16 protein-coding genes and 2 tRNA genes are annotated in these 19,810 nt (G+C 66.0%); 8 read left to right on the forward strand and 10 right to left on the reverse strand.

Going from position 1 to position 19,810, the window contains the following annotated elements:
- Positions 1-910 (forward strand): alpha/beta hydrolase (locus C666_RS14775; protein WP_004342014.1); only part of this gene is annotated, 910 nt, incomplete at its 5' end.
- Between the two features lie 16 nt (positions 911-926).
- Here the strand turns inward: C666_RS14775 and C666_RS14780 are convergent.
- Positions 927-1,601 carry a TetR/AcrR family transcriptional regulator gene (locus C666_RS14780; protein WP_004342017.1) on the reverse strand — a complete coding sequence of 225 codons (675 nt, stop codon included), beginning with the start codon at positions 1,599-1,601 and terminating at the stop codon, positions 927-929.
- Between the two features lie 94 nt (positions 1,602-1,695).
- Here C666_RS14780 and C666_RS14785 point away from each other — a divergent pair, with 94 nt between their 5' ends.
- The 6 genes from C666_RS14785 (at position 1,696) to C666_RS14810 (ending at position 8,804) form a co-directional block, all read left to right on the forward strand.
- A complete protein-coding gene (locus C666_RS14785) occupies positions 1,696-2,727 on the forward strand; it encodes an SDR family oxidoreductase (protein ID WP_004342018.1) in 1,032 nt (343 codons plus the stop codon).
- 367 nt (positions 2,728-3,094) lie between these two features.
- Positions 3,095-4,594: a glycolate oxidase subunit GlcD gene (gene glcD, locus C666_RS14790; RefSeq protein WP_004342021.1), complete on the forward strand. Its 1,500-nt coding sequence runs from the start codon at positions 3,095-3,097 to the stop codon at positions 4,592-4,594.
- Positions 4,594-5,661 carry a glycolate oxidase subunit GlcE gene (gene glcE, locus C666_RS14795; RefSeq protein ID WP_004342024.1) on the forward strand — a complete coding sequence of 356 codons (1,068 nt, stop codon included), beginning with the start codon at positions 4,594-4,596 and terminating at the stop codon, positions 5,659-5,661. The genes glcD and glcE overlap by 1 nt, the downstream gene beginning before the upstream one ends.
- A 49-nt stretch (positions 5,662-5,710) precedes the next feature.
- Positions 5,711-6,931, forward strand: coding sequence for a glycolate oxidase subunit GlcF (gene glcF / locus C666_RS14800; protein ID WP_004342026.1), 1,221 nt, complete (start codon positions 5,711-5,713; stop codon positions 6,929-6,931).
- 173 nt (positions 6,932-7,104) lie between these two features.
- A tRNA-Gly gene (locus C666_RS14805) sits at positions 7,105-7,180 on the forward strand.
- Between the two features lie 205 nt (positions 7,181-7,385).
- Positions 7,386-8,804: an MFS transporter gene (locus tag C666_RS14810; protein ID WP_211206760.1), complete on the forward strand. Its 1,419-nt coding sequence runs from the start codon at positions 7,386-7,388 to the stop codon at positions 8,802-8,804.
- A 22-nt stretch (positions 8,805-8,826) separates the two neighbouring features.
- Here C666_RS14810 and C666_RS14815 read toward each other — a convergent pair whose 3' ends face one another.
- The 4 genes from C666_RS14815 to C666_RS14830 form a co-directional block, all read right to left on the reverse strand.
- Positions 8,827-9,549: a hypothetical protein gene (locus C666_RS14815; protein WP_004342031.1), complete on the reverse strand. Its 723-nt coding sequence runs from the start codon at positions 9,547-9,549 to the stop codon at positions 8,827-8,829.
- A gap of 129 nt (positions 9,550-9,678) precedes the next feature.
- Positions 9,679-10,710 (reverse strand): response regulator, encoded by a 1,032-nt coding sequence (locus tag C666_RS14820; protein WP_004342033.1) that lies wholly within the window; start codon positions 10,708-10,710, stop codon positions 9,679-9,681.
- Positions 10,711-10,723: 13 nt separating this feature from the next.
- Complete coding sequence (locus C666_RS19925) at positions 10,724-13,663, reverse strand: MHYT domain-containing protein (RefSeq protein WP_004342034.1); 2,940 nt, start codon at positions 13,661-13,663, stop codon at positions 10,724-10,726.
- A 238-nt stretch (positions 13,664-13,901) separates the two neighbouring features.
- Positions 13,902-16,100, reverse strand: a complete 2,199-nt coding sequence (locus C666_RS14830; RefSeq protein ID WP_004342035.1) for a putative bifunctional diguanylate cyclase/phosphodiesterase — start codon at positions 16,098-16,100, stop codon at positions 13,902-13,904.
- Between the two features lie 319 nt (positions 16,101-16,419).
- On the opposite strand from C666_RS14830, the gene C666_RS14835 reads away from it, so the two are divergent.
- Positions 16,420-17,601: an alkaline phosphatase family protein gene (locus tag C666_RS14835; RefSeq protein ID WP_004342037.1), complete on the forward strand. Its 1,182-nt coding sequence runs from the start codon at positions 16,420-16,422 to the stop codon at positions 17,599-17,601.
- 15 nt (positions 17,602-17,616) lie between these two features.
- Here C666_RS14835 and C666_RS14840 read toward each other — a convergent pair whose 3' ends face one another.
- The 5 genes from C666_RS14840 to minC all read right to left on the reverse strand — a co-directional run.
- Positions 17,617-18,081 (reverse strand): DUF1178 family protein, encoded by a 465-nt coding sequence (locus C666_RS14840; protein WP_004342040.1) that lies wholly within the window; start codon positions 18,079-18,081, stop codon positions 17,617-17,619.
- A gap of 69 nt (positions 18,082-18,150) precedes the next feature.
- Positions 18,151-18,235: transfer RNA gene (locus tag C666_RS14845), tRNA-Leu, on the reverse strand.
- A 15-nt stretch (positions 18,236-18,250) separates the two neighbouring features.
- Positions 18,251-18,511, reverse strand: a complete 261-nt coding sequence (gene minE / locus C666_RS14850) for a cell division topological specificity factor MinE (RefSeq protein WP_004342041.1) — start codon at positions 18,509-18,511, stop codon at positions 18,251-18,253.
- A 1-nt stretch (position 18,512) separates the two neighbouring features.
- The gene (minD, locus tag C666_RS14855; protein WP_081593457.1) at positions 18,513-19,325 is read right to left on the reverse strand and encodes a septum site-determining protein MinD; all 813 of its coding nucleotides are present in this window, start codon (positions 19,323-19,325) and stop codon (positions 18,513-18,515) included.
- A gap of 33 nt (positions 19,326-19,358) precedes the next feature.
- Positions 19,359-19,810 (reverse strand): septum site-determining protein MinC (gene minC, locus C666_RS14860; protein WP_004342045.1); only part of this gene is annotated, 452 nt, incomplete at its 5' end.

Here is a 19,810-nt window from a genome sequence, read left to right on the forward strand (position 1 = left end):
GCCGCGGGCGGCAACGCCGCGGCAAGACCCGTCCGGCGGCGCGGCGCCCGAAGGCCAGCCGCGCCGGCAGGCCGCGCTGCCGCCGGAACGAATCCGGCACGAACGGGTGGATGAGTTCCTGCTGGGCAGCTCGCGCTATGGGGGCGAACCCTGGCGCATCCACGTGGCCTGGCCGCAGGGCCGGCCACCCGCCGGGGGCTGGCCGGTGATCCATCTGCTCGACGGCAACGCTGGTTTTCCGCTGGCCTGGCATGCGCTGCAGGCCATGCGGCGCGGCGGCCCGCAGGAGGAAGTGGTTCTGGTGGGCATCGGCTATCCGGCCGATGTGCGTTTCGACGTGGAGCGCCGCTATTTCGATCTCACGCCCCCCACCGCCGGCGAGCACCTGCGCGGCGCCATCAAGACCGGCGGGCAGGACGCTTTCCTGGATTTCATCGAGCACGACCTGCGCCCGGCCATCGCCCGGCGCGTTGCCGTGGACCCTCGGCGGCAGGCCCTGTTCGGCCACTCGCTTGGCGGCCTGCTGGTCTTGCACGCCTTGTACACCCGCCCCTGGATGTTCCAGACCTGGATTGCGGCGGACCCCTCCGTCTGGTGGAACGGCCATTCCATCCAGCACGAGGAAGCCGCCTTTCTGGCCGGCGTGCGCGCTGCCGGAGGCCGCCTGGCGCGGCCCTTGCGGCTGCTGGTCGAGCGCTCCGCCGAGCGGAGCACACGGCAGCAGGCCGGCACCGGCGAACCCCGCCCGGACGCCCTGGACAGCGCCCGCCGGCTGGCCCGCATCGACGGCCTGGAGGTGTTTTTCCATCGCTTCGCCGATGAATCGCATCCGTCCATGCTGGGGCCGTCCATCCAGGACGGCCTGCGGTTCTTCTTGGGCGAAGCGCCCGCGCATTTGCAGCGCGTCTGAATTCCCAAGGCATTCTTCAACGACCGTGCAACCCATGCCTGTGTGAATGGCCCTGTATCTCACGGGTTGGCTTGCCCAACGCCAGCAAACCGCGCAGCAGCAGCACCAATACACTGGCGGGCGCGCCAGCACCGATAGCGGCATGCTGCAGCGACAGGCCATGCGCCAATGCCATGAAGGCAGATGCGATATCTTGCGTAGAGGCTGGAGTTTGCCTGCCGTTGAGGACGAACAACTTATCCATCCAACGCGCCAGTACCTGTTGGTGTTGTTGAAAAACCTCTCGGTATTGAATGGCAAACGTCTCGCTGCGTTGGGCATGCAACTGCAACTCGATGGACAACATGGACCAATTCACATCTTGGTCAAGGGTTGTGGCCCAAGCCTCCAGTGCCGCCAATACGTCTTCTGTGTTGCCTGGATCTTGCGCGACTAATTCGATCAGCTTTTCGGCCTCACGCTGCATGTGCCTGCGCAGCATCTCCAACAACAAAGCCTCCTTGCTTTCGTAGTTGGAATAAAACGCCCCTTGCGAGTAGCCCGCTTGATCCGCAATGTCACGAATGGAGGTGCCTCCATAGCCTTTTTCAGTGAAAAGGCGTGTGGCTGTTGCAATCAAGTCTTCCCGAGTCTTGAGCTGGCTTTCCTCTCGGCTCAGGCGCTTCATGGGTTTGCGGATGCTTGTCGTCATGGGTTGGATCTTATCACATTTAAAATATCAGTTGACATCTGAAATTCAATTGAATAAATTTGGAATTTCAACTGATATTTGAAATGGCGGAAACATGCATGTGAATTTTGATACGGCGTTTGTGACTGGGGCGACGGGCCTGCTTGGCAACAATTTGGTGCGCACCCTGGTGCCGAAAGGCGTCAAGGTCAAAGCACTGGTGCGTTCTCTCGCCAAGGGTGAACAGCAGTTTGCAGGTCTGGTCGGTGTTGAGCTGGTGCAGGGCGATCTGGCGAATGTGGCGGCTTTTGCGCCTGCCCTGAACGGCTGCGATGTGGTGTTTCACACCGCCGCCTATTTTCGGGAAAACTACAAGGGCGGCTCGCATTGGCAGGCTTTGAAACGCATCAATGTCGATGGCACCGCAACCTTGCTTGAGCATGCCTACGCTGCAGGCATTCGGCGTTTCGTGCATACCTCATCCATCGCGGTACTGAATGGCGCGCCTGGTACGCTGATCGATGAGAGTCAAGTCCGCGCTTTGGAGGATGCAGACGACTATTACCGTAGCAAAATTCTGGCCGATGAAGCGGTACGCCAATTTTTGGCCCGGCATACCGACATGCACGCGAGTTTGGTGCTGCCTGGCTGGATGTGGGGTCCTGCAGATATCGGGCCCACCTCGTCAGGCCAACTGCTGGTCGATGTGGTCAAAGGCAAGCTGCCGGGCTTGGTCCCAGGCAGCTTCTCGGTGGTGGATGCCCGCGATGTGGCGCTCGCCCTGATTGCTGCCGCTGTGCAAGGCCGCAGTGGTGAGCGCTACCTTGCGGCGGGCAAACACATGACCATGCGAGAGCTGGTGCCCTTGCTGGGCCAGATCGCCAAGGTCAAAACGCCCACCAAGGCATTGCCGGTGCCTCTGTTGTTCGCACTGGCAGGTCTGCAGGAAATGTATGCTCGCATCACGGGTAAACCCATTCTGCTCAGCCTGTCTACCGTTCGCCTGATGCTCAAAGAGGCTGACCGAACCCGCTTCAACCACACCAAAAGCGCGCGAGAACTGGGCTTGCAGTTTCGGCCGATCGAAGAAACGGTGAGGGATACGCTTGCCTGGTATCGTGCAAACGGTTGGCTACCCGTTGCATAACGCAAGCATGGATCGAGCAAAGCGGAAGAAAGCCATCCGTCCACAATTTCCGTTCCCTCGAGGTATTCCGGGGAAGGCAGCGCGGATCTTGACGAGGAAGTAGTCCTCATCGCGGTAGCAGCCTGTTCATTCCTGATGCGTTGCCGGGAGGAAGACCCTGAGGTGGATATCCGGCACTGGGCACTGGCTTCGGTGTGCCGGAACGACTGCTTCAGAGCTTGGCCTCAGCGGGTGCCTGGCCGATGCGTGCCCGCCACGTGCAATGCGAGAATCGTCCTTTCGTCGCTCTGCCGTGCCGGAACGCTTGGATCGCGCAGCCAATGGTCTTAGCATCTCTCGCCAACGAGGCGCTGGGGACGGATTTGCGATGAACATTCTTTACGACGAGGCGGTCGACGGCGCGCTCGGCAAGGTCGATGCAAGAGACCTTTTTGCCGAACTGCGCGCTGCGATGCCCGACCTGCAGATCCTGCACCGCGAGGAGGATCTGCACCCCTACGAGTGCGATGGCCTGTCGGCCTACCGCACGATGCCGCTGCTCGTGGTGCTGCCCGAGCGCATCGAGCAGGTCGAGGCCATCCTGCGCATCTGCCATGCGCGCCGTGTACCGGTGGTGGCGCGCGGCGCGGGCACGGGGCTGTCGGGCGGGGCGCTGCCGCTTGCCCAGGGCGTGCTGCTGGTGATGGCGCGCTTCAACCGCATTTTGGAGGTGAACCCGCGGGCGCGTTTTGCCCGTGTGCAGCCCGGCGTACGCAACCTGGCGATTTCGCAGGCCGCGGCGCCGCATGGTCTTTACTATGCGCCCGACCCGTCGTCGCAGATTGCCTGTTCGATCGGCGGCAACGTGGCAGAGAACGCGGGTGGCGTGCATTGCCTGAAATACGGCTTGACCGTGCATAACGTCATCGGCATCGAGATCCTGACGATGGAGGGCGAGCGCCTGAAGCTGGGTGCGGACGCGCTCGACTCCCCGGGCTTCGACCTGCTGGCGCTGTTCATGGGCTCCGAGGGCATGCTCGGCATCGTCACCGAAGTCACCGTCAAGCTGCTGCCCAAGCCGCGTGTCGCGCGCGTGCTGATGGCAAGCTTCGATTCGGTCGACAGCGCGGGCAGGGCGGTGGCCGACATCATCGGCGAGGGCATCATTCCCGGTGGCCTGGAGATGATGGACAAACTGGCCATCCAGGCGGCCGAGGATTTCATCCACGCCGGCTACCCGGTCGAGGCCGAGGCCATTTTGCTGTGCGAACTGGATGGGGTGGAGGCCGATGTGGCCGAGGACATCGAGCGGGTGCGCGCGGTGCTCGGCCGGGCGGGGGCGACCGCGGTCAGCCTGGCGCGCGACGAGGCTGAACGGGTGCGCTTCTGGGCCGGGCGCAAGAATGCGTTTCCCGCCGTGGGGCGCATGTCGCCCGACTACTACTGCATGGACGGCACGATTCCGCGCAAGCACCTGCCGACGGTGCTGCGCGGCACGGCGGCGCTTTCGGAGCGCTATGGCTTGCGCGTGGCCAACGTGTTCCACGCCGGCGACGGCAACATGCATCCGCTGATCCTGTTCGATGCGAACCAGCCGGGCGAGCTGGAAAGGGCCGAGGAACTGGGCGGCAGAATCCTGGAACTCTGCGTCGCCGTGGGCGGCACGATCACCGGCGAACATGGAGTGGGGCGCGAGAAGATCAACCAGATGTGCGTGCAGTTCAACGCCGATGAGCTGAGCTTCTTCCACGCGGTGAAAGCGGCTTTCGATGCCGAAGGCCTGCTGAATCCGGGCAAGAACATTCCCACGCTGCGCCGCTGTGCGGAAAACGGCAGGATGCGTGTGCATCAGGGGGAGATGCCTTTCCCCGACCTGGAGCGTTTCTGATGAGCACCGAGACACGGGATGCCGATCGCGGCGAGGAACTGCTGGCCCAGGTATGCACCGCGCTCGCCACCGGCACGCCACTGCTGATCCAGGGCGGCGGCACGAAGGCATTCCATGGCCGCCTGGGCCGTGGCGCGCTGCTGGACACGCGCGGCCATCGCGGCATCGTCGGCTACGACCCGACCGAACTCGTCGTCACCGCCCGTGCCGGCACGCTGGTGGCCGAGCTGGACGCGGTGCTGGACGCGTCCGGCCAGATGCTGGCTTTCGAACCGGCGCAGTTCGGCGGGCAGGCGACCGTGGGCGGCATGGTGGCGGCGGGCCTGTCCGGCCCCCGCCGGCCGTGGGCCGGTGCGGTACGCGATTTCGTGCTCGGCTGCCGTGTCATCAGCGGGCACGGCAAGCATCTGCGCTTTGGCGGAGAGGTGATGAAAAACGTCGCCGGCTACGACGTGTCGCGCCTGATGGCGGGCAGCCTGGGCTGCCTTGGCCTGCTCACCGAGGTATCGCTGAAGGTGCTGCCCAAGCCGCGCAGCGCCTGTACGCTGCGCCTGGACATGGATGTTCCGGCCGCCCTCGAGCGTTTCACCGAATGGGGGCGGCAGCCGCTGCCGATCACTGCCGCGTGCCACGACGGTGACGCCCTGATGCTCCGCCTGGAAGGGGGAGAGGGTTCGGTGAAGGCGGCGCGCGAGGCCCTCGGCGGCGAGCAGGCATCGCCGGCATTCTGGACGGCGCTGCGCGAATTCCAGCTCGGCTTCTTTGCCGGCCCGGCGCCGCTGTGGCGGATATCGGTCGCCAACGACAGCCGCCCGCTCTTGCCCGACGGCGTGCAACTCGTCGACTGGGGCGGCGCACAGCGCTGGCTCAAGACCACCGCCGGCAGCGAAGAGGTGCGTCGCGCAGCGGCCGGTGCGGGCGGGCATGCGAGCTGCTTCACGCCGGGGGCGTGCGACAGCCCGCTGCATCCGCTGCCTGCGGTACTGATGCGCTACCACCGCCAGCTCAAGGCACAACTGGACCCGCAGGGCATCTTCAACCCGGGCCGCATGTACGCCGGGCTGTGAAGGGCGCGCTGCAACCCGAAACCATGCCAGCACAGGCAAAGATCAAGCCATGCAAACCAAGCTGAGTGAAGCCGCCCGCAAACTGCCCGGCGCCGATGTCGCAGAAAGCGTGCTGCGCGCCTGTGTGCACTGCGGCTTCTGCAATGCCACCTGCCCGACCTACCAGCTGCTGGGGGACGAGCTGGATGGTCCTCGCGGGCGCATCTACCTGATCAAGCAGATGCTCGAAGGCGGCGAGCCGGGTGCCGGCACCCGCACCCACCTGGACCGCTGCCTGAGCTGCCGCAGTTGCGAGACGACCTGCCCGTCGGGCGTCCAATACCACAAGCTGCTCGACATCGGCCGCGCAGCCATCGAGCTGTGGGCGCCGCGGCCGCTGGACGAGACCGCCCGGCGCACGCTGTTGCGCGGCGCCTTGTCCCGGCCTGCGCTGTTCAAGACCCTCGCCTTGGCCGGCGCCGCGGTAAGGCCGCTCCTGCCCGAAACCCTGTCGTCGAAACTGCCGCGGCGCAAGCGTGCTGTCGGGCTGCGTCCGGCAGCACGCCATGCACGCACCGTGCTGATGCTGGAAGGCTGCGTGCAGCCTGGCCTGTCGCCCAACACCAATGCGGCGGCGGCGCGCGTACTGGACCGGCTTGGCATCAGCGTCCGCCCGGTGAGCGAAGCCGGCTGCTGCGGCGCGCTGGATTTCCATCTCGATGCGCAAATGGCCGGGCTGGACCGTGCACGGAGCAACATCGATGCCTGGTGGCCGGCGGTCGAGGCGGGCGCAGAGGCAATCGTGCAGACCGCCAGCGGCTGCGGTGCCTTCGTCAAGGAATATGGCTACATGCTGCGCGACGACGCCGCCTATGCCGCCAAGGCCGCGCGTGTCAGCGGTCTGGCGCGCGACCTGGTCGAAGTCCTGCGCGCAGAGCCGCTGGAAAAGCTGAGTATCCGCACGGGCAAGCGGCTCGCCTTCCACTGCCCCTGTACGCTGCAGCATGCGCAAAAGCTCGGAGGGGCGGTCGAAGCCGTGCTGGGCGGCCTAGGGTTCGAATTGACGCCGGTACCCGATGCGCACCTGTGCTGCGGCTCGGCGGGCACGTATTCGCTGAGCCAGCCCGAGCTGTCGCGCCGCCTGCGCGACGACCGGCTCGATGCGCTGGAAAGCGGCACGCCCGAACTGATCGCGACCGCCAACATCGGTTGCCAGATCCACCTCGATGGCGCGGGCCGCACGCCCGTCCGCCACTGGATCGAGATCGTCGATGAGGCCATCGGCGCTTGATATCGCGGGCGATGTTGCGCGCAAGGGGGAAGCCCGGTATAGTTCGCCCCCGTCGCGCGCCGAACGGCGCGAAACGAAACGGACGAAAAGGTTGCACCTCGGGCTGAAAGCCCCATGGCTGCACGGCACGAATGGTTCTGGAAAGCCTCGCTGCCTAGCCTGATCGCCAAAATGCGGGAATAGCTCAGTTGGTAGAGCGCAACCTTGCCAAGGTTGAGGTCGCGAGTTCGAGACTCGTTTCCCGCTCCATATCTTGATCTGCAGACATCCGTCGATGTCTGTAAGTCGTTGAAAAAGGACCTTCGGGTCCTTTTTCCGTTCCAGCGGCACCTGCTGCACTCCCCACATCCAGTCCAGCCCCCGGCCAGCTTCCATCCCGTTCGATGGCGCCGATCGTTGCGTTTTCCCGACCTTTTCTTGCCGACCTTCCTTTTGCCAGGCCGGCGAAATAGCATTGGCGGCTAATGGCCGATGCCAGCTTGCGCGATCGTCGGCGGGTGCTCCGTTCGACGGTCGTCCGCCGGCAAGGCGCGGTTATCCGTGGGGCGTGAAAGGGGGTGGTGTGTCGCGACAGTTGCTGGCTTTGGTTCTGGGCCCCTTGCTCGGGCTGTTCACGGTGAGTCTTGGGAATGGATTCATCTCCTCGTTGACGTCCTTGCGGCTCGATGCGGCCGGGGTCTCGGATACGGTCATCGGCCTCGTATCGTCGTCCTATTTCGTCGGGCTCACGCTGGGGGCGCTGTTCAGCGACCGGCTGATCGCCCGTATCGGGCATATCCGGGCGTACAGCAGCTTCGCTTCGCTCACGGCGGTGACGTTTCTGCTTCAGGGCCTGCATTTCGACCCGTGGTTCTGGCTGTTCTTCCGCCTGGTCAATGGATGGGCGCTGGTCGGAATATTTCTCGTCGTCGAAAGCTGGCTGCTCATCTCCGGCGACCAGAAGATGCGCGGGCGCTTGCTGGCGATCTACATGATCGCCCTGTACGGCTCGGGCATGCTGGGCCAGATGAAGCTGGGGGCCGTCGATGCCTTCGGCCATACCGAGCCGTTCATGATCGCCGGCATGCTGGCGGCGCTGTCGGTCCTGCCGATGGTGATCCTGCCTCGTATTTCGCCCGAAGTCGGGCATATCAAGCCGCTGACGCCGTGGCATCTGCTGAAGATGACGCCCACGGGCGTGATCGGCTGTTTCGGCTCCGGGGTCTTGATCGCCGCGGTCTATACCCTGCTGCCCATCTATCTGCAGCGGGCCGGCATGAACGTCGCCCAGGTAGGCGAACTGATGGCCAGCGTCATCCTGGGCGCGATGGTCCTGCAGTATCCGGTCGGGCGCTGGTCGGACAAACACGACAGGCAGGTGGTGCTGATCGCGCTCAGCGTCCTGTGCGCGGTGCTTTCGATTCTCGTCATGCTGTTTCCGCATTCACAGACGTCGTTAACGGTGTTGCTGTTCTTGCTGGGAGGCGGGGTTTTCGCCATCTATCCGGTTGCCGTGAGCCATTCCGCCGACCGTTCCGCGACCGGCGAACTGCTGGGCATGATCCAGGGCTTGCTGCTGATCAACTCGGTCGGCTCGGCGATCAGCCCGCTGCTCATTTCGCCCGTCATGGCAAAGGTCGGCGACAACGGCCTGTTCCTGGCCTTTTGCCTGCTGAATGCCGCGCAGGCGGCTTTTCTCCTGTGGCGGCGCAGAACGCGTCCGGCGCCGGTGCCGGTCGCGCCGTTCGAGCCCGCCGCGCAGATGTCCCCCACCGGTGCGGAAATCCGGGTCACGGACGAACTGGTGCAGGCGACGATGGAGCGCGAGCACCAGGACGACGTCTCGCAGGATGGGCCAGAGGCCGGCACGGCGCCGGCGGAGGCGGTGAAATGACCATGGGCGCCGGGGAAGGGAGTCAGGCGGGGAAGTAGCGTTCGATCGCGCGCAGCGACTGGCCGTAGGTGTGGCGCAGGTGGTCTTCGTCGTAGCGATGCTCGCGCCCCACCGGACAGGCATCACGTGCCAGACAGGTATGGGCGCAGCGGGAGGCCGGCAGGCGGCGATAGGCGATGCATTTTTCCAGCGCGAACCCGCCCGAGGCCATCGCCTGCGCGGGGCAGGCGGAGACGCAAGGCCGGGTGGTACAGGCCGCGCAGGGCGGCTCCACCGCCAGCGGTGCCGTCACCGGCAGCGTGGTGTCGGCCAGCAGCGCCACCCGGTAGCCGAACCAGCTTCCCCACTGCGGCAGGATGCCGATCATGAAGGGCGTGGCGTGATGCCAGCCGGCCAGCCGTCCGAGCGCCTGCAGGCCGACGGGCTTGTCGCCAGGGTAGAGCAGGGTGCAGTGATGGCCGGGAAGGCACTCGGCGAACCATTGCGTAACGGTGCGCACGCTGAAGTCGTCGATGGGGTCGGCGGAACGGATGCCGGAGGCTTTCACCGTCGACCACAGCGTGCGCCCGGCATTGCCGATGAGGATGAGCTGGGTGCAGGCCGGGGCGAAATCACGCTGCAGGTCGGCGGCGAGCCGGGCCGGCAACTGGTGGACGTCGAAGACGGCATGGAGATTGAGGCCAGCCTCGGTCAGTGGCGAAAAGACGGAATCCGCCGCGCGGGGATGGAGAGGCCGTTCGTCCACCTGATGCCTTTGTCGAGATCCTTGAAGCCGTAGCCGATACGGTTGGAGTATAGCGTGCCCTTGCCGGCAAGCATCGCAGGTGACCGCGGGCCAGGAGGGCGATCACTATTCCCGGCTGGGGCGCAGCGATCAGGGCAGGGCGGCGATCGGCCCTCGGGTGTCGTCTTCGGCGTCGGCCCACTGTTCGCGAATCTGCAGCATCTCGGCGAGGCAGCCTCCGAGCGCGTCCACCAGTTCGGGGTCGAAGTGCTTGCCGCTTTCGCGGCTGATCAGGGCCAGAGCGTCGTCGACCGGCCACGCCGGCTTGTAGGGGCGCACGCTCGTCAGGGCGTCGAACACATCGGCGATCGCGATGACCCGGGCCACGTGCGGAATGTTCTCGCCGGCGAGGCCGTTCGGATAGCCGCTGCCGTCCCATTTCTCGTGGTGGTTCAGGGCAATGGTGGCCGCCATGCGCAGCAGGCCGGAAGGGTGGTTGCCGATGATGCGGGCACCGATGACGGTGTGCTGGCGCATGATCGTCCATTCTTCAGCGGTCAGCGCCCCCGGCTTGCGCAGGATGGCGTCGGGGATGCCGATCTTGCCGACGTCGTGCATCGGGGCGGCATGCAGCAGGTCGTCCGCGGCAGCTTCGCTGTAGCCGACGGCCAGGGCCAGGATGCGCGCGTAATGGCTCATGCGGATGACGTGCAGGCCGGTTTCGTTGTCCTTGTATTCGGCGGCCGCGCCAAGGCACTGGACGATCTGCAGGCGGGTTTCGAGCACCTCGGCTGTCTGCACCAGCGACAGGTGGGTGCGCACGCGCGCCTGGACGATGTGCGGGTTGAAGGGCTTGCTGATGTAGTCGACCGCGCCGAGTTCCAGCCCTTGCCGTTCGTTGGCGGCTTCGACCAGTGCAGTCACGAAGATGACTGGAATGGCGGCTGTGCCCGGATCGCGCTTCAGTACCTTGCAGACTTCGTAGCCCGAGATCCCCGGCATCATGATGTCGAGCAGGATCAGCTCGGGGCGGTCGGTGCGCACCAGTTCCAACGCCGTGAGCCCGTCCTTGGCGAACAGCAGGCGGTAGTCGTCCTGCAGGGTGTGGCGAAGCACCTGCAGGTTGCTGGGTTCGTCGTCGACCAGCAAGAGGGTCCGGCGAGGATCTTTCAGGCGCTTCATGCGATACCCTGTTTCACGAAGGAGTGCCGGAACTGCGTTCGGCGATGAATTGTTTGAGCTGCGTGTGCGCCTGGCGGAATTCGAAGCTCTCGACCGCCGTCCGCAAGGAATGGGCGCGGGAGCGTTCGCCCTGCCTTTCGAGGCCCAGACAGACGGTATCCAGTGTTCCATCGTCCATTTCGTTGTGTTCGATGACGTCCAGGAGACGCAGCAGGGCGGGCAGCAGATCGGGTTGCGGCGAGGCCGGCGGGGCAAGATCCGGTGTGGGGGCGGTGTCCGCGCGGTCGAGCAGTTCCTGCCACGCCGCTGCCAGCAGGGTCCGCAGCGCCGCGAACTTTGGCTGCGCGTCGTCGTGGCGGCCTTCGCGGACGAGGCTTTCGGCGCTGCGCGCCATTTCCGCGACGGCGGGCAGCGCAAGGTTGCCGGCCACGCCGCGCAGGCCGTGCAGGTTGAATTGGGTCTTGTCCCAATCGATGTCGGAGCTGCCTTCGTCCGGCAGGGGGTATCGCTCGTTCGCGGTGTCGAGGAACTGGCGAAGACTCGCGATCAGCCTTGCCTCGCTGCCCCACAAGGCGATGCCGGTGGGCCAGTCGATCAACGGCCGGGGGATTTCACCGTCGGGGACGGCGGCGGATACGGTCGGGGGCGGGATGCTCAGCACCTTGGCGATCTCGTCGAACAGCCGGGGAAGATCGAGCGGCTTCACCGCGAAGCCGTTCATGCCGGCTTCGAGCGCTGCCCGCCGGTCGTCGGCCATCACGCTGGCCGTCAGGGCGACGATGGGGACCGACACGCGTTCGTGCGTGCGTTCGTACTGGCGGATCAGGCGCGCGGCCTGCAGGCCGTCGGTGCCGGGCATGTGGACGTCCATCAGGATGACGTCGAAGCGGCCGTCGACGAACTTGGCCACGGCCTCGTCGCCGTCGCGGGCCATGTCCACCCGGTGCCCGTTGCCTTCCAGCGTCAGCGCCAGGAGCTCGAGATTCTGCTGCACGTCGTCGGCGATCAGCATGCGCAGCGGCGGCAGGGCATGGTGGGGCACGTCGAGGCTCAGCGTCTCGGGTGCCCGGCCGAGCGGCAGCGGCAGGCGTATGTGGAAGGTGCTGCCGTGCCCGAGCGTGCTCTCGACCTCGATGCGCCCGCCCATCAGTTCGACGAGCTGGCGCGCGATGGAAGTCCCCAGCCCGGTGCCGCCGAAGCGGCGGCTGATCGATGCATCCGCCTGGGTGAAGGGGGCGAAGACGGAGTCGACCTGTTTGCGCGTCATGCCGATGCCGGTGTCCCGTACCTGCACGTGCACGATGTCCTCGTCGTACGAGAACACCACGTCGATCCTGCCGCGCTCGGTAAACTTGATAGCGTTGCCGATGAGGTTGGTCAGGATCTGCAGCAGGCGCAAGGGATCGCCCCGGAAGAACTCGGGCATTTCCGGGGGATAGTGGGTGGCGAGCGTCAGGTGCTTGGCCTGGGCGCCCAGGCGCAGGGACGATTCGATCTGCATCGTCAGGCCCTTGAGCGAGAAGTCTGCATGTTCGAGTTCGAGCCGGCCTTTCTCCATCTTGGTCGTATCCAGGATGTCGTTGATCAGGCCGAGAAGCGAGCGCGACGACTGGCTGATGGTGTTCAGGTGGCTGCGCTGGATGGGCGTCAGGTCGCTTTGCAGCAGCAACTCGGTGAAGCCGATGATGGCGTTCATCGGGGTGCGGATTTCGTGGCTCATGTTGGCCAGGAAGGTGCTCTTGGCCGCGGCGGCCTGCTCGGCGCGCTCGGCTGTTTCGCGCAGCGAGGCTTCGAGCGCATGGCGTTCGCTGATGTCGCTGACGAAGCCGACGAACAGCAGCTCTCCCGGCAGTTCGACCCGGCCCACGGCCAGGCGCATCGGCATCAGGCTGCCGTCCTTGCGCAGGCCGGTGACTTCTCGGCCGGTGCCGATGATCTTCGGTTTTCCGGAGCTGAGGTAGTTGTGAAGGTAGCCGTCGTGCTTCGACTGGTCGGGCTCGGGCATCAGCATCTTGATGTTGCGGCCCACGACTTCCTCGGCGGTCCAGCCGAAGAGGCGTTCCGCGGACTGGTTGTATCCCTGGATCAGGCCGCGGCTGTCGATGGTGATGATGCCATCCACCGCGGTGTCGAGCGTGGCGCGCAGGCGCGACTGGCCTTCGTCCAGCTTGAGGTAGATCTCGCGCGAGCGGATCAGGCCGTTGACCGCCGCCACCAGCACCGTCACGGTGATGGTGAAGGACGACAGGACGAGCGAAGCGTAGGTGGTGTTGAGCATCACGCCGGCCTGCGCCTCGCCTGCCTCGCCGATGAAGCGTACCGCGGCCATGCCGGTGTAGTGCATGCCGGCGATGGCCAGGCCCATGACCGCGCCGCTGGCGAAGAAGCGCTGGAGCCGGCCGAGCGTGGTGTGCTTCAGTCCGTAGCGCACCCACAGGGCGAGAATCGCGAGGCCGATCGCCACGACGATGGACAATGCGAAGGTGAAGGGCTCGTAGCGCATCTGCAGCGGCGTCTGCATGGCTGCCATGCCGCTGTAGTGCATGGTGCCGATTCCCAGCCCGACCAGCGTGCCGCTGAGGGTGAATTGCCAGCGGGTGACGTGGCTCTGTGCCAGGATGCGCAGCGCGAACCACGAGGCGGCGCAGGCCGGCAGCAGCGACAGCAGGGTTAGGCGGGTAGCGTAGTCGACGCGCGTGGGCAGCTCGAAAGCCAGCATGCCGATGAAGTGCATCGTCCAGATGCCGCCCCCGAGGGCGATGGCGCCCGTGCCGATGGCGATGTGGCGATACAGCGCGCTTTCGGTGCGGCGGGCGATCTGCGCTGTCTGCAGCGCCATCGTGGCGGAAAAGATCGACACGAAGATCGATAGCAGCACGAGGCCGGGGTGATGCGTTCCGTGCAAGTAGGAGGCGTGCGCCGCGGTGTCCACGAAGAAGCTGGCTGCCTCCATGCGTATCTTGCCCTCTGTTCCTGATGTTGATTCATGTCGATCCGGCTCCGCCGGAAACCGGACGCACTATATCGGCAAGTAGCAGTGATTCTTGAGTGTGATATGGAGTTCCGCCCCTTTTTCTGTTCGGCATAGACTCAAGGCCAAGGCCCTCGGGCGTAACCGCATGGAACCGGCCGATGCTGCCGACGCGCGGAGGCCGCGACGCGTGCTGCCGCGAACGAGGATCGAGACCTCGCTATGCGCGCGCGCCCATCCGCATCGGCGAGCCGATGCCGAAGACTTCGGCGAATTCCTGCGCGAAGACGGGCCGGCCGAACAGGTAGCCCTGGCCTTCTTCGCAGCCGAAGCGGCGCAGATGGTCGTGCTGTGAAGCGTTCTCGACCCCCTCCGCGATGGTCTCCAGTTCGAAGCTGCGTGCCATGTCGAGGATGGCGCGGACGACGGAGGCGTCGCGCTCCGACTCGTTCATGCCCTGCACGAAGGAGCGGTCGATCTTGATCCGGCTGAGCGGGTATTGCTTGAGCAGGCTGAGCGATGCGTAGCCGGTCCCGAAATCGTCGAAGGCGATCGAGACGCCGAGCGCCCGCAGGCGCTGCAGCGACTCCAGCACGAGGTCGTCGTTGTCGAGCACGATGTTCTCGGTGACCTCCAGTTCGAGCGCCTGTGGCGGCAGGCCGTGCTGCTCCAGCGCCGACGCGACTTCGGCGACGAGGTCGCCGACGCGGAACTGGGCGCCGAACAGATTGACCCCCATGCGGAAATCCACGGCGCCGTTCCTGCGCCAGAATGCCGCCTGGGCACAGGCTTCGTCGAGCACCCAGGAGCCGACCACCGCGGCGAGCGGCCCGCCTTCCAGCGCGGGCAGGAAGGCGGCGGGGGAGAGCAGCCCGCGTTGCGGGTGGCGCCAGCGGATGAGCGCTTCCGCTCCGGTGAGCGTGCCGTCCGACAGGCGGATCTGAGGTTGGTAGAAGAGCACGAATTCGCCGTCGTTGACCGCCCGGTGCAGTTCGATGTTGTGGAGCCGGCGCGCCATGGCCTCCATGCGCAATGCGGTGACGAACAGGAAGGATTGCCCGCGGCCGATGCTCTTGGCCTTGAACAGTGCAAGATCCGCATTTCCGATCAGCTCCACCGCCTCTTGTGCATGCATGGGCGCGACCGCGACGCCGCAACTGGCGGCCACGCGCACCTCGTGGCCATCGATGACGATGGGGTCGGCCACGCGGGAGATGACGAGGCGGGCAAGTTCCGATGCGCGTTCGGGGGTCGATATCCCTGGCAGCAGGATCGCGAATTCGTCCCCGCCGATGCGGGCGACCATGTCGTCCGGCCCGGTGGTCTTCGCGAGGCGGCGGGCGACTTCCCGCAGGATGCCGTCACCCACCGCATGGCCCAGCGTGTCGTTCACATCCTTGAAGCCGTCGAGGTCGATCATCAGGACGGCCGCGGGCAATGGCCGCGTCAGCGTTTCTTCCATGCGCCGGTAGAAGCTGACGCGGTTCGCGAGTCCGGTGAGGAGGTCGGTGTTCGCCAGCCGGTGCAGCTCTTCCTCTTCGCGGCGGCGCGCGGTCAGGTCCTGCAGGTGGGCATTGAATGTCAGGCAGCCCCGTTCGTACCAGCAGAACAAGGACAGGCCGAGCAGGAACTCGGTACCGTCCTTGCGCAGGCCATGCAGGCGCTCGGGCATCACCAGCCCGTCCACGGTGCGCGCCGTGGCGGCATGTGCGATCAGCTCCGCCGCGATGGGCCGGTCCTGTTCGCGCAGCAGCTTCGTCACCGGCATGCCCGCGCCTTCCGAAATCTCGTAGCCATGCAGCGCGGCCGCGGCGTCGTTCCACGCGACGATCCGGCCCTGTCCGTCGAACCAGACGACGGCCGTCGGAGAATGCCGGGCGAACTCCTCGAAAGGGCGTCTGGCCTGCTCGGTGGAAAGCTCCACCCGACGCAGCTCCAGCCGGTCGGCGGCCATCCGGGCCAGTTCGCGCAGGCGCGCCCGGTCTTCCTGCGAGAAGTCGTGGTGCGGTTGGCCGTCGATCACGCACAGCGCCCCCAGCGCATGCCCGTCGGGCGACAGCAGGGGGACGCCGGCGTAGAAGCGCAGATTGGCCGTTCCGGTGACCAGCGGATTGTCGTGGAAGCGTTCATCCTGCGTCGCGTCGGGAACGACCATGACTCCGTCCTGGGTGATCGCGTGGGCGCAGAACGACACGTCGCGGCTCATGTCGACCTTGGCGCCCTCCAGGCCGGTGCTCGCGGCGAAGAAGACGTGATCGCTGCCGATCATGTTCACCGCCGCCACGGGCATGCTGAACATTCGCGCGGCGATCTGGACGACGGGGTCCAGGCTGGGGAGGGGGCGGTCGCTGCTCAGCCCGTACTCGAACAAGGCCTTGAGCCGCTCTTTCTCGGTCGCCAGGATGGGGGGGCACTTCATGACGTCTTCCTCCGGTGCATGCTCTCCGCGGCAAAAGCCTCCTGGTCGCTCGAGGGGGCCGTGGGTGCAGCACATGCCGAAAGGCTAATGCTTCCACGAGAGGGGCGGTGGCGCTCTGGCTGCGAACGCGCCGCTGCTGATATCCTCGTGCTTCGATGCCGTCGTGCCGGGCGGGCATGGGTTTGTTATGGACATGCTCTATATATAGTCCATGGTCGGCGATTGTCATGGATGCCCGGACACCCGGGCGCGCGCCGTCCATCCGGCCAGTGCCTGGCGCCGGCAAACCTCGGTCGTCCGTGGATTTCAGGAGCCTCCGTTGAAATGTGCGACATCCCCGCGCTGGCCTTCGGGCCATGTGCTGCCAGACTATGCCGACGGTGGCATCTACGGGCTGGCATGCGCCCTGCGGCGCTGGCTGCATGACCCCCGCGCCGGCTGCGAGCCCGCCGGTGTGGCGCCTGGCGAAGCGGCGAACATCGTGCTGCTGGTGGTCGACGGCCTCGGTGCGAACTTTCTGTCGGAGGCCGGCGCCGGGTCGGTGCTCGCGGCGCATTGCCGCCGTACGCTCACGTCCGTTTTCCCCAGCACGACGGCCAGTGCCGTCACCACACTGCTGACGGGGGCCTCGCCGGCCGAACACGGCCTCAATGGCTGGTTCATCCATGACCGGCGCTTTGGCGGCGTGATCGCGCCGTTACCGCTCGAACTGCGCGGCAACGGCCCCCTGGGTGCATTGCGCGTTCCGCAGCGGCTGTTCCGGCAGGCTTCGATGTTTCGTGATTCGGCGAGGCCCGTGGTGATGCTCTCTCCACAGGAAATCGCTTTCTCGCCGTTCTCGCGCCACCATGCGCGTGGCGCGCGTATCCGCCCATATGACGGACTGGCCATGATGGAGGAGGAAATCGTCGCGGCGGTCCGGGGCTTCGGGCGGGAAGGCGGCTTCGTCCATGCCTACTACCCGCGCTTCGATGCCTTGAGCCATGCCTACGGTTGCCGGTCGGAACGGGCGAAAGCATGCTTCGGGCAGGTCGATGCGGTGTTCGCACGCCTCTGCGAGCGCCTGGCGGGCAGCCGGACGCGCATTCTGGTGACGGCCGATCACGGCTTCATCGACAGCGCGCCCGAACGTACGCTGCAAATCGCTCCCGACACCGAAGTGCCGGCCATGCTCGCCGCGCCGCTGTTCGGCGAGCGCCGGCTGGCCTTCTGTGCCGTCAGGGCGGGGGCGGAGGCGGAGTTCGAGCGCTGGGCGACCGAGGCGCTGCGGGAGCGCGCCGTACTGATGTCGGGGGCGGATTGCCTCGATGCCGGGCTGCTCGGCCCCGGGCGCGCCCACGCACGGTTGGCGGAGCGGGTCGGTACGCACGTGCTGCTGATGGAGCCGGGCTGGACCGTCGTGGACACGGTTGAAGGCGAAGAGCCCTACACCCTGATCGGTGTGCACGGCGGCATGACCGAAGACGAAATGAAAGTACCGCTGGTGGCCGTGGTGTCCTGATCGGAGATTGCGGCGTCAGTGGACTTCGTCCTCGCCCGGCGGCAGGGGCAGGATCAGGATGCCTTCGTCCAGCAGTTCCTCGACATCCTCGGCCGATGCTTTGCCGCGGATGTCGCGCACTTCGGCCTCGCCGTAATGAATGCGGCGCGCTTCCTCGGGCAGGCGGTCGCCGACGTTCTCGGCATTGCGGGACATGTGCCGCAGCATCTGCAGCATGTTTGCCGCGGCCGGCGGCTCGATGGCGTCGGCCTCCAGTACGGCAGGCGCCGGTACTGCCGGACCCGTGACGGAGGACGACGCGTCGGGCACGGCATGGCGCGTCTGCACGTAGGGGGCGCTGGGCAGGCGGCGGACCGAGGTGGTGCCGCACGCGGGGCAGCTTACCAGCTTGCGCACGCATTGCTCCTCGAATGCGTCCGCCGAGGCGAACCAGCCTTCGAAGCGATGATCCAGATTACAGCAGAGGTCGAGAACGATCACGGTGTCGGCAGGCTCGCGAGGAGCGCTCCAGTTGGTCCGATGAAGCCGTCAGACCAATTGGATATGGAATGGTGCCCGGGACGGGACTCGAACCCGTAAGGCTTGCGCCGGCGGATTTTAAGTCCGCTATGGTTACCAATTTCATCACCCGGGCGGGCAGGAGGGACGCTTAGCGCGGTTGCTCCGGCAGCACGATGTTGACCTCGAGCACGTCCATGTTGTCCTGCTTGTCGAGCTGGACCTTGATGTCGTCGGGGTTCACCGCCACGTATTTCGAGATGACTTCGATCAGCTCGCGCTGCAGCGCGGGCAGGAAGTCGGCGGTTGGCGTGCCGCTGGCGCGCTCGTGGGCGATCAGCAGCGACAGGCGGTTCTTGGCGATTTCCGCGGTCTTTTTCTTTTCGCCGAAAAGGCGGGCAAGGAATGACATGTCACTTGCCTCCGAACAGGCGCTTGATCAGGCCGGGCTTTTCGTAATTGACGAAGCGCAGCGGGCTGTCCTCGCCGAGGAAGCGGCTGACGACGTCGGCATACGCGTCGGCGACATCGGTGCCTTTGAGGTGGATCGCCGGCGTGCCCTGGTTGGAGGCGTGGAGCACCGATTCCGATTCGGGAATGACGCCGATCAGCGGCACGCGCAGCAGTTCCTGCACGTCCTTGTACGACAGCATTTCCCCGTCCTCGACGCGCTTGGGCGAGTAGCGGGTGATGAGCAGGTGTTCCTTGACCGGCTCTCCGCCTTCGCGCGCGCGCTTGGACTTGCTTTGCAGGATGCCGAGGATGCGGTCGGAGTCGCGCACCGACGAGACTTCGGGATTGGTCGTGACGACGGCCTCGTCGGCGAAGGTCAGCGCCATCACCGCGCCGCGTTCGATGCCGGCGGGGGAGTCGCACACGACGTAGTCGAAGCCCATGTGCTGCAGTTCTTCCAGGACCTTCTCCACGCCTTCCTCGGTCAGCGCATCCTTGTCGCGCGTCTGCGAGGCCGGGAGGATGAACAGGTTCTCGCAGTGCTTGTCCTTGATCAGCGCCTGGTTCAGGCGGGCCTCGCCGTTGACGACGTTGACCAGGTCGTACACCACGCGGCGTTCGCAGCCCATGATCAGGTCGAGGTTGCGCAGGCCGACGTCGAAGTCGATCACCGCGGTCTTGTAGCCGCGAAGGGCGAGGCCGGAGGCGAATGCCGCACTGGTGGTGGTCTTGCCCACACCGCCCTTGCCCGACGTTATTACGATGACTTTCACGGTTTCCCCTTGTTCGTGCGTGTGGCTGTGTGCTCAGTCGAGCTGCAGCGCTTCGATGTTGAGTGTGTTCTCGGTGCCGTGCAGGCGTACCTGCGCCGCGCGGCCGGCGACGGCTTCGGGGATTCCGCGTTCGAAGGTGCGGAAAACACCGGAGATGGAAACCAGTTCCGGGCCGAAGTTGCTGGCGATGATGCGGGCCTTGTTGTCACCCTGGGCGCCGGCGATGGCCCGGCCGCGCAGCGGACCGTAGCAATGGATGCTGCCGTCGGCGATGACCTCCGCGCCGGGGCTGACGCCGCCCACGATCACCAGATCGGTGCCGCGCGCATAGATCTGCTGGCCGGAACGCAGAAGGCGGTCGACGAACATCGTCGGCTGTGCTGCCGCCTGAGGGGCATGGGCCACCGCCGGCGCCGGGCTGGGAGGCGCCGCCGGCGCGGGAGCCGGCGCCTGGGGCGCGGGACGGTCGCCCAGCGCGGCCGCGT

The sequence above is a fragment of the Thauera linaloolentis 47Lol = DSM 12138 genome, from assembly GCF_000310205.1.
Taxonomy (GTDB): domain Bacteria; phylum Pseudomonadota; class Gammaproteobacteria; order Burkholderiales; family Rhodocyclaceae; genus Thauera; species Thauera linaloolentis.

Excerpts from the sequence above, each read along its gene's own strand:
- C666_RS14780 (WP_004342017.1), bottom strand. The coding sequence starts at position 1,601 with ATGACGACAAGCATCCGCAAACCCATGAAGCGCCTGAGCCGAGAGGAA.
- C666_RS14785 (WP_004342018.1), top strand. The coding sequence starts at position 1,696 with ATGCATGTGAATTTTGATACGGCGTTTGTGACTGGGGCGACGGGCCTG.
- glcD (WP_004342021.1), top strand. The coding sequence starts at position 3,095 with ATGAACATTCTTTACGACGAGGCGGTCGACGGCGCGCTCGGCAAGGTC.
- glcE (WP_004342024.1), top strand. The coding sequence starts at position 4,594 with ATGAGCACCGAGACACGGGATGCCGATCGCGGCGAGGAACTGCTGGCC.
- glcF (WP_004342026.1), top strand. The coding sequence starts at position 5,711 with ATGCAAACCAAGCTGAGTGAAGCCGCCCGCAAACTGCCCGGCGCCGAT.
- C666_RS14820 (WP_004342033.1), bottom strand. The coding sequence starts at position 10,710 with ATGAAGCGCCTGAAAGATCCTCGCCGGACCCTCTTGCTGGTCGACGAC.
- C666_RS19925 (WP_004342034.1), bottom strand. The coding sequence starts at position 13,663 with ATGGAGGCAGCCAGCTTCTTCGTGGACACCGCGGCGCACGCCTCCTAC.
- C666_RS14830 (WP_004342035.1), bottom strand. The coding sequence starts at position 16,100 with ATGAAGTGCCCCCCCATCCTGGCGACCGAGAAAGAGCGGCTCAAGGCC.
- minE (WP_004342041.1), bottom strand. The coding sequence starts at position 18,511 with ATGTCATTCCTTGCCCGCCTTTTCGGCGAAAAGAAAAAGACCGCGGAA.